Genomic DNA, 14,800 nt, shown 5'->3' with positions numbered 1-14,800 from the left:
CCGCCAGAAACGGCGGCAGCCGAATTTCTGATCAGGCTGTGGCCCCGGTGGGGTCGGTGTGCAGGATGTTGTCCGCACTCAAACCGCTTAGGTCATCCAATCCGGAGAATTGCGCCACGGTTTCAACCGTTGCAGAGTTCGGGGCGGTATAGTCGACTTTGACCAGCACACTGTCGGTCCCATCCGTCGCCATCACGTATATCTCGTCGCCAGTTTGAATCCCTGTCAGGCTTTCAACTGCAGTTTCGATCGTGTTATCAGACAGGTCGCCCAATACCGTAGTCAGACCGACTACCCCGGTATCTGCGCCGATGGCGTCACCGACGGCCAGTGTCTCGACATCGGTGCCATCTCCGCGAAGTGTTCCGAAGCTTAGGCCGCTGAACATCACGGCATCAGACACTTCGGCCGCGGTGCCAATTGTAAAGCCTGTCACTGTATCGACGCCGTTTGCGGCTGGATCAGCTTCGAAGATGATGACGTCGCGCCCAGCGTCCGAAACGTCAATCGCATCATCACCGTCTTGACCACGGATAAAATTATCCACATCAGAGGCTACCAATGTGTCGTCACCGCTGGTGCCAATCTGGTAGACGCTTGGACCGCCATCCGGGGTCGTAATCGTCAACTCGATGGGCTGATTTGGGTCAACTATGGTCATCTCGAATGTAACCAGAGGCTGGTTCAGATCCGTGAAGGTGGTTGCTGCACCGGCAAAGCGGATCACGTTCCCTCCGATCGGGTTGGACACGAAGAAATCGAATGCCCCGTTGCCCACATCCGACCCAGTGTCGAAGGTTACGACGGATGGGTCAAAGCCCAGCTCTGCCGTCATTGCAAGACCGCTTGAGATATCCCGATCCGCATCTGCGTAGATCTCGAAAGTCACAGTGTTTCCACTGATTCCGGCCTGTGTGACGACATAGGCGGCTGGTTCATGGGCCGTATTGTCATCGTTTGCGGTCAGGGGGTCCGGACCGCCGGTAACAGTTGCGTCGGCGGCGAAATCAAGGTCGTCACCTGCGTTAATCCCCGAGAAATCCGAGGCAGGTACTGCCAGAGACCAGCTTCCATCTGCGGCGACCGTTGCAGAACCGATGGGGCTGCCGTTCAGGGTGACGTCCACCGCCTGACCTGCACTTAGTCCGGCAGATGTGCCCGATACGGTTACACCTGACGCCTGCGCGTCGGCCAACGACACAGCGCCGTTTGAACCGACGGGGTTTATGGCCAACACGGGCCGAAGGTCAGTGGTCAATGTGATGGTCGCCGAGGTGGTCGGGTTTCCCGCCTGATCGGCTACACTGGCTGAGATCGGATAGCCCGTACTGTCTGCAAGGGCCGCCAGATCAACGGAAGGGACGGTTGCGGTCCAGGAACCACCCGACGCGGTGCCGGTATATGTTTGGCCATTCAGGCTGACGGAAACGGTTTGCCCATCCTCGGCACTGGTCGTGCCCGAGATCGTGAGGTCGCTGCCTTGCTCGGTCACGTCCAATTCGGTTCCAACCGGCAAGGGGTCGAGAGTCACTGTCGGAACAGTGAAATCAGTGGCAAAGCTTGTGGTGTCCTGCGCGCTGTTGCCTGCCGCGTCGGTTACCGAAGCATCGACATCATATGATACGCCATCCTGCAATGCGCTAAGATCTGCAGCCGAGGCTGTATAGCTCCAACTGCCGCTATTGACCGTAGCGGTGCCCGTGACATCCACGGTTCCGTCGGGTCGGGCGATTTCGACCGTGACAACCGTGCCGTCTGCGGCGTCAGAGGTACCGCTGACAGTCAGGTCTGTGCCTTGTTCCACGGCATTCATGACGGCGCCATCCGACAGGCCTGTGACGCTGATCGAAGGGGCGGTAAAGTCTGTATCAAAGCTGTTGCTGGCCTGGATCGCCGGATTTCCCGCCGTGTCGGACACGTCTGCCGTGACCGGAACGGTGACACCGTTAGACAAGGCGGCAAGATCCGCCGCAGGAACAGTGACAGACCATGCGCCACCCGAGGCCGCCCCGGTATAGGTTTGACCGTTTATTGAAACCGTCACGAGTTGCCCATCTTCGGCCGTGGTCGAACCGGTGATGGTCAAGTCTGTTCCCTGCTCGGTCGCGTTCAGAACAGCGCCATCCGAAAAACTGTCAATGGACAGGGTCGGGGCGGTTGCATCTTTGGTAAGCGGTACACTGGCTTGAGGTGCTGCCAGCCCATCGGTATCGGAAACGTCAGCAGTCACCGCAAAGCTTCCTCCATCAGCCAGGGATGCCAGGTCAGCGGCCGGAACTGTCACGCTCCAACTCCCGCCCGAGACCGTGTCAGTATAGGTTTGGCCGTTCAAGGTAACGGTGACCTGCTGGCCGTCTTCAACATTGGCCGTCGATCCCGAGATTGTCAGATCGGACCCAACCTCCACCGCGTTGAGAACCCCGCCAACGGATAGTGGAGAAACGGAGATAGACGGGCCCGTCAAATCAACAGGAACAGAAGCCGAAGCCGGGACCGAAATGTTGCCGGCGGCATCGTTGACCGTGACATTGACGGTTGCCGGAACACCCGTCGATAGCCCGGTCAGATCGGCGCTTGGGACTGTTACGCTCCATGCGCCGCCCGTGGCCGTGGTTGAATATGTTTGACCGTCAAATGTGACGGAAACCGTCTGACCGTCGACGGCTGTGGTTGACCCTGTCAGAGTCAGGTCGGCGGTGACATCGATCAATTCGATAGACCCGCCGGCAACAGGGTCCAGAGTAATCGCCGGAGCGGTAAAGTCTGTATCAAAGCTGGCATCGGCTTGTGTTGCCGAGTTGCCTGCCTGATCGTTGACATCTGCGGTGACCGCAATCGTGGCACCGTCCGGCAGGGTCGCCAGATTGGCGGCAGGGACCGATACGCTCCATTGTCCGCCAGCAACAGTACCGGTGAAGGGTTGTCCGTTGATCGAGACGACTACGGTTTGCCCGTCCTGGGCGTTCGTTGTCCCGACTACGTTGAGATCGGTGGTCTGTTCCGAGGCATTCATCACCGCCCCGTCCGAAAACCCTGTAATGGTCAGGGTCGGTGGGATGGTATCCACGGCAAATGTCACTGTTTCTGCTGACAATTCCGTGCCCTCGGCGTTGAGATTGCGGACCGTTACGGTTTGCACGCCCTGTGGCAAGGTTGCGGCTTCGGCAGGAGTCAGCGAAAGGCTCCAGCTTCCGTCATCTTCGGGGGTTACTGTTTTGGTGAGCGATCCGATCGTCACTTCGACAGTTTCAGTACCCTCTGGTGCAGTCAGTCCAGTGCGTGCCGTGCTTAGCATATCGCCCTGCGAACCTGCCAAGTTGAGAACCGGATAGCTGGGTGTCGGTGCAGGCGCAGGTGCAGGTGACGGTTCGGTATCGTCGTCTCCGCCACCGCCGCCGCCACCCCCGGCAGCCGCTGCAGCACCCGCCAAACCAAGACCACCCAGCGCCGCGGTTGCGCCGCTAAGACCTCCTGCCGCTGCGGCGCCTCCGGCCTCTGCCAGGCTGAACTGGGCAATCTCGGACACGGCGTCTTCGGCGATCATGATTGCGCCACTATCAAGCACCTGTACGTTTTCAGCGGCGACAACCATCTTGCGACCATCGGCCAATTTCAAAAGAACGTCGCCATTGTCCAACAGCTTGACGGATCTTACGCCAGGAATCGTTTCCGCGAATTGGAACGCATAAAGCTCTTCGATTGTGGCCTGCGCCAGGGCGGGCAGCGCGAGGATCGTTGACCCGAGCCCGCCAACAATGCCACGTCCGGCCCAACGGCGCATCTTGCCGTCAATCCACTGGCGGATGTGTCGCTTGCGTTCGGTATCAGGCTGAGCATCGGTCGGGTTGATCTTGGATTCAGGTTCTTTGGTCATCTTGCCCTCACATGTGGTTTCCGCATCCGCTCGAAGGATCCAGGTTTTGTTCATCTGTCTTTCTCTTCGGTGACTCATGCGGTCGGACCAGAAAAAATTGAGTTAAACTGAAGCCGAACTCCTCGTTTTCTCCACATTTCAGCTTTGGTTTCGGACTGGGCATTGGATCATCCTGTAATCGGTGCCGGGTGTGGCGTGGGGTGATTGGATATGATGCTTCAGTTCGAAGGAGTGGTTGCAACGGGGAGCGCAGCGCTCGATTCAGGTATCGGCCATACGGCTTTAAAAACGCTTAATGACGTCACGTATCTGTACAGCGTGACCGGTCCGGGCGGCGGTATCGCGGTTTGGAAGCTGGTCGAAGGTGCGCTGCCGCAATTGCAAGACACCGAATTTTTCAGTGGAACGATCACGTTTCAGGTTGGCGATATCGGTATGCCTGTAACGCTGGCCGGAGACGATCAGCTTGTTCTGGATGTACGTACGGCGACTGGATTGATCGGGTATGACCTGAACCCAGATGGAACCGTAGGCCCGCTTCAGGAAACGGGGACACTGACCGGCGGCGGAGATATATCGGCCCTAATGCAGTTCGGCGATATTCTGACCATCGCGCACGAATCGTCAGGGCAGATTGCAACCTATACCGTGAACGGGGACGGCACATTGAGCCTGTCGGCGTCGATCGCGGGGCAGGCTGATTCGATGCAAGTTCTGCAAGCCGGGGCGGATCATTTCGTGATTGCAGCCGACGCGACCACTGGCACGATCAGCACCTACAATGTCGATCAAAACACCGGTGTGCTGACAGTGGTCGACAACAGCGACGCGCTAGCGACTTTAGGGATTGCTTCACCGACGGCGGTCGAAGTGGTGCAAGCCTATGGCCAATCCTGGGTCGTTGTGGCGGGGGCAGGCAGCAACTCGCTGAGCGTTATGGAGTTAGCGGGTGACGGGCGATTGATCCCCACGGATCATGTTTTGGATTCCTTGCATACACGGTTCGAAACGGTTCAGGATTTAGCCGTGATCGAGGCTGACGGGCATGTGTTTGTTGTTGCTGGTGGCGGCGATGATGGCGTTTCCCTTTTCACGCTGACACCCGGCGGGCAATTGGTGCATCAGGACAGCTTTGCCGACACTATTCACAGCGGGTTGCAGAATGTCGAAACATTGAGTGTTGCCCATGTCGGGGACGAGCTTCAGATTCTTGTCGGCGCTCAACAGGATGAAGGCTTGACGCAACTCAGCGTTTCGATTGCGGATTTGGGCATCGTGCGCGATGGCTTTGGTACGGTGACGGGAACTGCGCAGAATGACATGCTCAGTGGCAGTATCCTCGAAACAACCCTGATGGGTGGCGCAGGTGACGACATTCTGATCGCAGGTATCGGCGCAACAACCATGCATGGGGGTGCCGGCGCGGATATCTTTGTTATGCAATACGGCAGTGACCCCACAACAATTAACGGTTTTCAGGCCGGAACCGACCGGTTGGATTTATTCGACTATCCGCTGCTGCGCACTCCAGGGCAACTGATGTTCACAGCCACGGCGCAGGGGGCGCAGATTGAATTTCTCGATGAGGTCATTGTGATCAACTCTTCAACCGGAGGGCCCCTGACCATCGCCGAAGTCTTTGGTGCGGGCTTTGGCGGGCCGGATCATATCCCTGTCGATTTTGGCGATTTTGGTGGGTTGGATCCTGGCAGCTCGGATGGGGTGCAGGGCACTGTGACTGTCAACTCCGAAACCGCGAATCCTGGCCTGTCGGATGCTGAGATTCGATTTACACCGGATGGCGGCGGAACCATCAGCTTCAGGGCGGATGACGAGGGGCGGTTCGATCTGGATTTGCCGTCAGGCACATTCGAGGGGGAGTTGGATATCATCAAGACCTATTCGACGGCCAGCTATGAGATCACAGCGTTGGATGCGTTGCAGGTCTTGCGCATGTCGGTCGGGTTGGACCCGACCTGGGGTCCGGCCACGCCCGAGAACTTGATCGCGGCCGATATTACACAGGACGGAATGGTCAATGCGTTGGATGCGCTGGCTATTTTGCAAATTGCCGTAGGTCTGCCCACCGCGCATGAAGCGGAATGGGTTTTCCTTGATGATGACGCAGACCTGTCCGGGATTACCGAGATCAATGTCAGTTATGAAACCGGTGTCGATGTCACTGTGGTCGACAATGTGATTAGCACCGATATGACTTCGATCCTTCTGGGCAACCTCGAACCGGTCTGAAACCGCAGCCCATTATTCACGGAAAGCCCGGTTGAAATAGTCGGCCATGGGTTTGACCATATAGGACAAAGGGGTTCTTTCGTCGGTCTTGATCATGGTTTCCACCGGCATGCCCGGCAAAAGGGCCTGCCCGTTCAGCCGTTCGATCTGATTGTCTTCGGGGGCGACTTCGGCGCGGTAGAATGTCTGACCAGTTGCATCATCAGTGAATGTATCCGCCGAGATGGTGACTACCCGCCCGTCAATCTCAGGCGTCTCACGTTGATTAAATGCGGGGAACCGTAACGCCACTGGTTGCCCAATATGCAATTGATCTACGTGGATGGCATCAACGCGCGCTGCCACCAGCAAGGGCGTGTCTTGGGGTACAACATACATCATCGGCTCGGCGGGTTGGATCACCGATTGCAGGGCGAAAACCTGACTGCCATAGACCGTACCCGCAACGGGTGCGCGAATGTCCAATCTCGACAGCCGTTCTTCCAGAGAGAGACGACGCTCAGCCAATTCAGCGATCTGCGTCTGAACGTCCCGCAGTTCGGTAATAGCCTCCTCTCGCCGCGTGGCCGTCAATTCGACAATCTCAATCTCGGTTGCTGAAATCTGACCTTTCAGGCGAGCCACAGCAGCTTCGAGCCTACCAATCTCACCCGTCAGGCTGGCCTCTTCCCGCTGCAAGGCGGACACGCGGCTGGCCTGAGTCAAACCGCGTTGTAACAGGTCTTGTTGGTCCTTCAGCTCGTTTTGAATCAGTTCCACCTGGCGACGCAAGGACACTAGCTGTGCCTCGGTTCCTTCGATTTCACTGTCGATTTGAACCCGCTGTTTGCCCAATTGTTGGGTCTGTTGGTCCAGTGTTTCCAGACGGGCCTCGAACAGGCGTTGCTGACCGGCAATCAGTTCAGCGTCGATATCGTCCTGCTTTTGAATCTCTTCAAGCAGAGCTGCCAAGGCTGGGGCATCGCCACCGTCGCGTTCTGCCACCAATCGGGCTCTACGCGCCAACAGTTCGAAAAGCTGAGATTCAACTATGGTTCTCTCCGAAGACAAAAACGTATCATCTAATCGGACCAGCATATCTCCGTCAGCGACTTCGTCACCGTCGCGTACGAAAATCTCGCCCACAACGCCACCATCAGGATGTTCCACTACCTGTCGGCTACTTTGAACCTCGATGGTTCCTTGCGATATGATCGCCCCGGCCAGTCGGGTCTGCACGGACCAGATGCCAAGCCCGCCAACCAAAATCAGCAAGGCCACAAAACCGACCAAGGCTGGTATCGTGATGTGCCACACCGGGCGCGTGTCTTTACCCGTCTTATCCTGCATCTTTTTTCACCTGACTGAGGCCGCGTTTGATGGCGCCAGCGTTTTGTACCATTGCACCCAGCACCTCATCCCGAGTGCCGGATTTCACAACTTGCCCGTTTTCGACAACGGCCAGATCGTCACATTCCGAAATTGCCTGAGGGCGGTGGGTCATGATGATGGTTGATTTTCCGGCCTCTTTCAGACCTCGAACAGCGGCGTTCAGCGCCTCGGTCCCATCGGCATCCAGGGCCGAGTTCGGCTCATCCAGAATCAACAGAACCGGGTTGCCGTAAAGGGCGCGGGCCAGTGCGATACGTTGCTTTTGCCCGCCCGACAATTGGCTGTCATTGCCTTCCAGAAATGTGTCATATCCTTTGCTCAATGACAGGATCAGATCATGCGCGTTGGCCATTTTTGCTGCGGCTACAACCGCGTCAGGGTCGGGATTTTCCGACATGCGGGCAATGTTTTCAGCCACGGATCCGTTGAACAGAGTAACTTCCTGCGGCAGGTAACCAATATGCTGGCCCAGATCGTCGGGATCATATTGATCCAGTGTTGCACCACCCAACCGTATTTCCCCGGCGGCAGGTTGCCACAGGCCCAAAAGGGCTTTGGCCAGCGTCGATTTCCCCGAGCCGCTTTTACCGATGACGCCAAGCGCTTTACCTGGTTCTAGCCGCAAAGCGACATTGCGCAGCGTCGGCTTGTCTGCACCCGGAGGAATGACAGTTAGGCTTTTTGCGGTCAGCCGGGCCTCGGGCACAGGCAGTTTGGTGCGAGGTTTTTCAGGTGGGGTCGCATCCAGAAACCGGTTAAGCGAACTCCAGGCCGTGCGGGCCCGTTCAACCATACCCCATTGGCCAACCGCCTGCTCAACGGGTGCCAGCGCCCGCCCCAACAAGATAGAGCCGGCAATCATCGCCCCTGGCGTGAGTTCGTTGCGTAGCACCAGCCAAGCGCCAAGCGCCAGCATGGCCGATTGCAAAAACAACCGCAGTGATTTGGTCAGCGAGGTAAAGCTGCCTGTCCAGTCACTGGCGGCAATGGTCTGACGCAGGGCATTGGTGCGCTGCCGCTGCCAGCGTTGGGTTATGTCCTCTTGCATGCCTTGCGATCGCACCACTTCGGCCGCTTGTCTTGCGTGTTCGGAAAACGCGTTGGCCTGGGCCGACGCCCTTTGTGCTGAAGCCACCTTGCTGTGGGTTAGCCACTGGTTCAACAAGGCGATCAGGATAAGCAAACTCCCGCCCGCCACGGCCAACCAGCCTAGCAACGGGTGAAACAAGAAGATTGCTGCCAGAAATACTGGTGTCCACGGAATATCCATCACCGCCAATAGAACGGGCGAGGCACACAGGTTCTGAATCGACTCAAGATCGCGCAATGCCGTGGCCGGAGCGGACCGTGCTTGTGGAAAAAGTGATCGGCGCAGGGTGGCGTCGAACACACGTTCATCCAGTTCAGACTGGAACCGGGCACCGAATCTAGCCACGATTCTGCCGCGGGCAAAATCCAGCATCGCCATAAGGCCATATAGCAGGGCTACCAGCAAAAACAGTGCTGTCAGCGTTTCCACAGCGCGCGAGCCCAGGACCCGATCGTAAACCTGCAGCATGAACAAAGGCCCGGTCAGCATCAGAAGGTTAACGAAGATGCTGAACAGAAACGCCAGGGCCAGGAAAGTAATGCCCCGATTGCGCACATTTCGCAACTCATGGCGAGGCGGCAGTGTCATGCGGTTTTCAATATTCACGTACAGGGCCTTTAGTAACTGATTCTCTGCCGGACCAGAGTGGTGGCGATGGGCCGCATCTTAAACTATGGCACAACGGAGAAAATGCGAGAATTGGTGGATCGGCGAAAAGCTACTTGCAGTCAAGGCAAAGGAACGCTGGTGGGCGCGCATACGCTCATGCCGATACCATACTGGGTTCAGTTGCCGCGCCGCTAAAGGACCGAGCTACTTGAGACCCCGCGGCAATCGGACCGTCAAGATACCGCCGCGCATTTCGCATATCGGACGACCCTTTGTCGCCAATGTCCGGTTCCTGAGGTTGCTCTAATTGGTGGGTTCAAGCGTCTCACTCTGCTGTGCCAATTCGTTGACGACGTCGAACAAGGCCTTTTCGAACAGCGGCAGAGTTTTAGACCCTGTTTCGGAAACCGGATAGAGCAGCCCAAAGGTCATCCACCGCTCTGGGGCCACGGGAACAAGCGTAAGGTTTGCGGACGCGACCTGAGCGGCCACCAATTCATCCGCGATCGTGATACCCGCGCCCTCTGCCACCAGCGCGCAAGCCAGCTGCGAGGCGGCGACTTCGCAGGTTTGTCTGGGCGTCACACCGGCGGAACGAAAGAAGTCGTCCAGTTGATCCCGCAACAGCAGACCATGCATCAGACGTATAACGGGTTCCCCGGCAAGATCGTCCGCCGTCAAATGACTTCGGGATGAAAGCGGATGGCCTGCGGGCAAAACCGCCTGCGCTTTTACTCGGAAGAGGGGTTTGGAGACGATGCCGGGATGATCGACGGGCAACGCCCCAATTCCAATATCGTATTCCCGCCCGGCCAGCCATTTTCCCGCCTCGCGTCTTGCCCGGACATCCAGGTTTACATTGGTGCTGGGGTTCTCTTGCATGAACCGTGCCACCGCAGGCGCGGACAGGGATTGTGCAATCCGGGGCATCGTCACAATGCGGAGCGTTTCGGTGCGCCCCGCTTTGATCTCGGCTGCGATGCGCGGAACTTCGTCAAGATTGTCCAGAATCCTGCCGGCCTCTTTGTAAAAGGCCAACCCTTCCGGCGTCGGCGTCAGGTTGCGGCCACTGCGATCAAAAAGCGTCAATTTCAGTTCGGCCTCAAGCCCGGTGATCAAACGGCTGACAGCAGGTTGGCTGAGATGGAGGATCTCAGAGGCGGCGACAAGGGATCCTTCGGACAAAGTAGCGCGAAACGCGCGTAGGGCTTTGATATTCATCCTTCTACTCTTTCACAATTTGCAAGAGTAGATAACACCTTTGCATTTTTTACAATTGAAGAAATCGCGTAATTTGATCCCAAGTGAAATTGGGAGGTTACTCATGAAACGCAGAACTCTTCTTGGTGTTGCCATCGCGGCAGTTGCTGTCACCGCCACAGCTACAGCAAGCTTTGCCGCGGATTGGCCGAAACGCCCGATCAACCTTGTTGTTCCCTACAAGGCGGGTGGCGGCACAGATGCTTATGCGCGCGCTATCTCGGCCGCTGCCGAAGGTATTCTGGACGTGCCTGTGGTAGTTGTGAATAAACCCGGTTCGGGTGGTTTGAACGGTGCCAATGCAGTCGTTGGCGCGCGTCCTGACGGGTACACTATGATGATGACGTCGGGGGGGTCGTTCCTGCTGTCGACCATGACCCGCGATACTGAGATCGACGCGCTGGAAAGCTTTGACTTCGTGGCACAGGTTGGCCAGTTGCAGACCTCATTGATGGTTCCGGTCAACAGCCCCTTTCAATCCGTTCAGGACGTGATCGATGCCGCCAAGGCCAACCCCGGCCAATTGCGGTGGGCTCATTCGGGCCGCGGTGGTTTCCATCACGTTGGCGGCATGGGTTTTTTGGCCAATAACGGTATCGAAGCTCAGGATGTGCCGTTCAAAGGGGGCGGGCCGACTCGTGCCGCGCTGATCGGTGAACAGGCTGATTTCGGCTTCCTTGGAGTTCAGCAACTGGCAGGTTTTGAAGAACAACTGCGCGCGCTGGCGGTCAACAGTCAGGACCGTGACGGCATTATGAATGAGGTGCCCGCTTTTGGGGAGCTGGGTATTCCATTTGCTGCAGTATCCTCGCCAGTAATCGTGTTTGCTCCGAAAGGGACGCCTGCAGAGGTGGTCGCCGCGATGGAGGCCGCGCTCGAACAGATCGCTGCCAAGCCGGAATTTGCCGAACTTCTCGCCTCACGCGGGACCGGCCCGGTCTATCAGAGCGGTGCGGAGGCCAAGGCGGCGCTTTCGGCGATGAAAGAAGACGCCACCCCCTTGGTTGAAAGCCTGACCAACTAAAGCTCCTGGGGCCGGCGGATCATCCCCCGGCCCAATTCTAACGACGGAAAATAGAGAGGATCGTCATGCGTGCCTATGCAGAAGGTCTGGTGCTTGCCCTCATTTCGATTTTTGCCATCTGGGGCGCCTGGCAGGTGCCTACGGCATCTCCAGGGGATACATGGGCCGGGATTGTGCCGTTCTCTGCCGCAGTTGCCCTGCTGTTTCTCTCGAGTCTTATGCTGACGGGTGCAGCACGTCAGACGACGGGTGGAGCGAGCCACGCACAAGATAATAGCGCGGCCTTGCAGATCATTGGCTTGTTCATCATTGCTCTGATTTATCAACAATCCTTCCGCTGGTTCGGCTACTTACTGCCAACGGCCATTGTCGCACCACTTGTCCTCTACTTTTTCGGTGTGCGCAGCCGGATCGGGCTGGCCGTGTCTGTCATCCTTTGCCCGCTGATCTTCCATCTCATCTTTTTTGTCCTGCTCGGCGTCTACCCTCCCTATGGCGAGGTTTTCGATCTGCTGAGCTGGATTCAGGGGTAATCCACCATGGAAATCTTTCCCGCACTTCTTTCGGTTATCACAGACCCCACGCTGCTGTTTGCAATTGTCCTTGCTGCGGTTGTTGGCATGATCGTGGGTGCCACGCCCGGCCTCACGGCATCGGCTGCGATTGCCATGCTGTTGCCCATTACCTTTTACATGTCGCCGATTTTTGCACTCGCCTTTCTGTATGTGATCGGAAAATCCGGCCGCTATGGCGGGTCGATTGCGGCGATCCTTTTCAATACGCCCGGTACTGCGGCCAGCGCGGCGACCCAGATTGACGGCTATCCGCTGGCACGCGCCGGCAAGGCGGGCAAAGCGATGAAGGTGGCGACAATCTCATCGATCATCGGGGATTTGATGGGTGACATTCTTTTGGTCATTGGCGTCGGTTTCATTGCGGCCATTGCCCTGAAACTGGGCCCGCCGGAAACCTTCGCCATCTATTTTGCAGCCTTTGTGGTGATTGGATCGGTCATCGGAAACTCGATCGTCAAAGGGTTGGCGTCGGCGCTGATGGGTATCCTGATTGCAATGGTCGGACTGGACCCGATCTCAAGCGAAGAACGCTATACGTTCGGCTCATTCGAGCTGTCCAACGGCATCGGTCTTGTGCCGCTGATGATCGGCGTATTCGTTCTGGGTGAGGTCTTTGCACAGCTTGAAACCCGGCGCAAAGCCACGGGTGACACCAAAGAGAACGAAAGCACGGCGGACGGAAACACTCTGACATGGGAAGAGTACAAACCCTGCCTGCCGCACGCTTTCCGAGGCGGGTTCATCGGTGCGGGCATCGGTGTTCTGCCTGGACTGGGTTCAGCCATTGCCGCGTTCATCTCATACGGTGAAGGCAAGCGCCGCGCCAAAAACCCGGAAATGTGGGGCAAGGGCGCGCTGGAAGGTGTGGCCGCGCCCGAGGCCGCCAATAACGCGGTTTCCGGCCCATCAATGGCACCTCTGTTGACGCTTGGTATTCCGGGTTCAACTATCGGTGCAATCCTGCTGGGTGTATTCCTGATCCACGGCATTCAGGTTGGCCCGACCCTGTTCCTGACGGATAAGGAACTGGTCTATAAACTGTTCGCCTGTGGAATGCTTGGCATTCTTGCCTACGGTCTGATCGGCTATTTCGGGGCTACGCAGGTTGCGCGGTTGATCCTGAAGATACCGACCAATGTTCTTTATCCGCTGATCTTTCTGACCTCGTTTGTGGCTGCCTATTCCGCACGTGGGTCGATGTTTGATGTGACCGTCATGACAGTTGCAGGTTTCGCCGGTTGGCTGATGCGCAAATTTGATTTCAATGTTGCCGCATTCGTCATCTCTTTTGTGTTGGCCAAAGGCGCGGAAGAAACCTTTCGCCAGTCGTTGCTGATGTCCGAAGGTGGGGCGTTGGTCTTTGTGGAACGCCCCATCGCGCTTGCGTTCCTGCTGGTCGGGCTTGCGGCGATGGCATTCCGAATTCGCGGTATCGTCAAGGAACGCCGGATCGCACAAGGAGGGCTTGGAGATGCTTGATTATGGTATCTACCGGGATTGTTTTTCCAGCGCCGACATGCGGTCCATCTGGTCGGAACATACAGTCATCTCGGCCTGGTTGCGCGTGGAGCAGGTGCTAGCCGAGCATCAGGCAATGGCCAACGTGATCCCAGCTGAGGCGGCGAAGGCAATAAATTCCCTGTCAATCTGCGATCTTAACAAGCCCGATCTGCAAGAGGAAATGATGTTTGTCGGTCGCCCGATTGTCGGATTGGTTAAACAGATGCGCACCCTCCTTCCGGAATACGCCGCCTATGTGCATTTCCGTGCTACCACGCAGGACATTATGGATACTGCGATGGCTTTGCAGATGAAGCTGGGGCTAGAGTTTGTTCAAGACGCTCTGGATGGCGTTATCGCGGCCATTGATCATCATATTTATTCTCATCCCGACACAATGATGATGGGTCGCACAAACGGGCAATTCGCAGTGCCGATTCAGCTGGCCACAAAGTTTTTGGTTTGGAGATCGGAACTTGAACGTCGTTCACAGGCGCTGAAAGATGCGTCAGGACGTGGGTTGAATGTCCAGATTGGTGGACCTGTTGGCGATTTGCGTGGCTATGAAAACGGGACCGGTCAGCGCATCAAACAAGGTATCGCCGCATCTCTTGGACTGAATACGGTCGAGCCTCATTGGCAGAATGCGCGGGACGGGGTGGCTGACATCATCACTGCCCTAGGTGCGCTGTGCGGGACGCTTTGTAAAATTGCACATAACGTCAATCAGTTGTCGTCTTCTGACATCGGAGAATTTCTTGAGGTGCAGGAACCTGGTCAAGGCGCGTCTTCCGCGATGGCCCACAAACGAAACCAACGTGCATCGGAATTCGGCGAAGCCGTAGCCCGCCTTGGGCGCCAACGCGCCGAGCAAATAGGCGAACTGACCCTGCATGAACACGAACGATCCGGTGGCGTTTGGATTGCTGAATGGGTGACGGTGCCCGAGACGTTTCTTCTGACCTCGGGCGCATTGCAGTGGTTGGAACGGATGTTAAAAAACTTGGTTTTTGATACGGACGCGATGAGCAGATCGCTCTCGGCCAAACTTATTGCCGAACAGCAAACGCATCATTAATAGAGACGCGGTTGCACCGTTTAGATTTGTTAGTCTGTTAGGTGATATTGGTCGGAGTGAGAGGATTCGAACCTCCGACCCCTGCCTCCCGAAGACCGGTGCAAAGGGCCAAGTTATTGATTTTTAGTCAAAGGAGCCCTGTTTTTCAGGCGTCATCTCCAATCAAACC

General features: G+C 56.9%; 9 protein-coding genes. 5 read left to right on the top strand and 4 right to left on the bottom strand.

The window, feature by feature from the left end; all coding sequences use genetic code 11:
- Positions 1–31: 31 nt before the first annotated feature.
- Complete coding sequence (locus tag GOX21_RS08360; protein WP_170376916.1) at positions 32–3,928, bottom strand: beta strand repeat-containing protein; 3,897 nt, start codon at positions 3,926–3,928, stop codon at positions 32–34.
- A gap of 156 nt (positions 3,929–4,084) precedes the next feature.
- On the opposite strand from GOX21_RS08360, the gene GOX21_RS08355 reads away from it, so the two are divergent.
- A complete protein-coding gene (locus GOX21_RS08355; RefSeq protein WP_170376914.1) occupies positions 4,085–6,124 on the top strand; it encodes a beta-propeller fold lactonase family protein in 2,040 nt (679 codons plus the stop codon).
- Between the two features lie 12 nt (positions 6,125–6,136).
- Here GOX21_RS08355 and GOX21_RS08350 read toward each other — a convergent pair whose 3' ends face one another.
- The 3 genes from GOX21_RS08350 to GOX21_RS08340 all read right to left on the bottom strand — a co-directional run bounded on the left by GOX21_RS08350 (position 6,137) and on the right by GOX21_RS08340 (position 10,415).
- Positions 6,137–7,453: an HlyD family type I secretion periplasmic adaptor subunit gene (locus GOX21_RS08350; RefSeq protein WP_170376912.1), complete on the bottom strand. Its 1,317-nt coding sequence runs from the start codon at positions 7,451–7,453 to the stop codon at positions 6,137–6,139.
- A complete protein-coding gene (locus GOX21_RS08345) occupies positions 7,443–9,173 on the bottom strand; it encodes a type I secretion system permease/ATPase (RefSeq protein ID WP_170350011.1) in 1,731 nt (576 codons plus the stop codon). The genes GOX21_RS08350 and GOX21_RS08345 overlap by 11 nt, the downstream gene beginning before the upstream one ends.
- 324 nt (positions 9,174–9,497) lie before the next feature.
- Positions 9,498–10,415: a LysR family transcriptional regulator gene (locus GOX21_RS08340; protein ID WP_170376910.1), complete on the bottom strand. Its 918-nt coding sequence runs from the start codon at positions 10,413–10,415 to the stop codon at positions 9,498–9,500.
- Between the two features lie 103 nt (positions 10,416–10,518).
- Between GOX21_RS08340 and GOX21_RS08335 the strand changes: the two genes are divergently transcribed.
- The 4 genes from GOX21_RS08335 (at position 10,519) to GOX21_RS08320 (ending at position 14,631) form a co-directional block, all read left to right on the top strand.
- Positions 10,519–11,478, top strand: coding sequence for a tripartite tricarboxylate transporter substrate binding protein (locus GOX21_RS08335; protein WP_170376908.1), 960 nt, complete (start codon positions 10,519–10,521; stop codon positions 11,476–11,478).
- A 65-nt stretch (positions 11,479–11,543) separates the two neighbouring features.
- On the top strand, positions 11,544–12,011 hold the full coding sequence (locus GOX21_RS08330; protein WP_170376906.1) for a tripartite tricarboxylate transporter TctB family protein: 468 nt from the start codon (positions 11,544–11,546) through the stop codon (positions 12,009–12,011).
- Between the two features lie 6 nt (positions 12,012–12,017).
- Positions 12,018–13,532 carry a tripartite tricarboxylate transporter permease gene (locus GOX21_RS08325; RefSeq protein WP_170376903.1) on the top strand — a complete coding sequence of 505 codons (1,515 nt, stop codon included), beginning with the start codon at positions 12,018–12,020 and terminating at the stop codon, positions 13,530–13,532.
- The gene (locus GOX21_RS08320; protein WP_170376901.1) at positions 13,525–14,631 is read left to right on the top strand and encodes a lyase family protein; all 1,107 of its coding nucleotides are present in this window, start codon (positions 13,525–13,527) and stop codon (positions 14,629–14,631) included. The genes GOX21_RS08325 and GOX21_RS08320 overlap by 8 nt, the downstream gene beginning before the upstream one ends.
- Positions 14,632–14,800: the final 169 nt, after the last annotated feature.

The organism is Ruegeria atlantica, assembly GCF_013032005.1.
Lineage (GTDB): Bacteria > Pseudomonadota > Alphaproteobacteria > Rhodobacterales > Rhodobacteraceae > Ruegeria > Ruegeria atlantica_A.
Note: the sequence above shows the minus strand (reverse complement) of the source record. Positions and strands in the feature narration are given on the sequence as shown.

Bases quoted from the DNA above. Each gene is read 5' to 3' on its own strand.
- GOX21_RS08350 (WP_170376912.1), bottom strand. From the start codon at position 7,453: ATGCAGGATAAGACGGGTAAAGACACGCGCCCGGTGTGGCACATCACG.
- GOX21_RS08360 (WP_170376916.1), bottom strand. From the start codon at position 3,928: ATGAACAAAACCTGGATCCTTCGAGCGGATGCGGAAACCACATGTGAG.
- GOX21_RS08345 (WP_170350011.1), bottom strand. From the start codon at position 9,173: ATGACACTGCCGCCTCGCCATGAGTTGCGAAATGTGCGCAATCGGGGC.
- GOX21_RS08355 (WP_170376914.1), top strand. From the start codon at position 4,085: ATGATGCTTCAGTTCGAAGGAGTGGTTGCAACGGGGAGCGCAGCGCTC.
- GOX21_RS08330 (WP_170376906.1), top strand. From the start codon at position 11,544: ATGCGTGCCTATGCAGAAGGTCTGGTGCTTGCCCTCATTTCGATTTTT.
- GOX21_RS08340 (WP_170376910.1), bottom strand. From the start codon at position 10,415: ATGAATATCAAAGCCCTACGCGCGTTTCGCGCTACTTTGTCCGAAGGA.
- GOX21_RS08325 (WP_170376903.1), top strand. From the start codon at position 12,018: ATGGAAATCTTTCCCGCACTTCTTTCGGTTATCACAGACCCCACGCTG.
- GOX21_RS08320 (WP_170376901.1), top strand. From the start codon at position 13,525: ATGCTTGATTATGGTATCTACCGGGATTGTTTTTCCAGCGCCGACATG.
- GOX21_RS08335 (WP_170376908.1), top strand. From the start codon at position 10,519: ATGAAACGCAGAACTCTTCTTGGTGTTGCCATCGCGGCAGTTGCTGTC.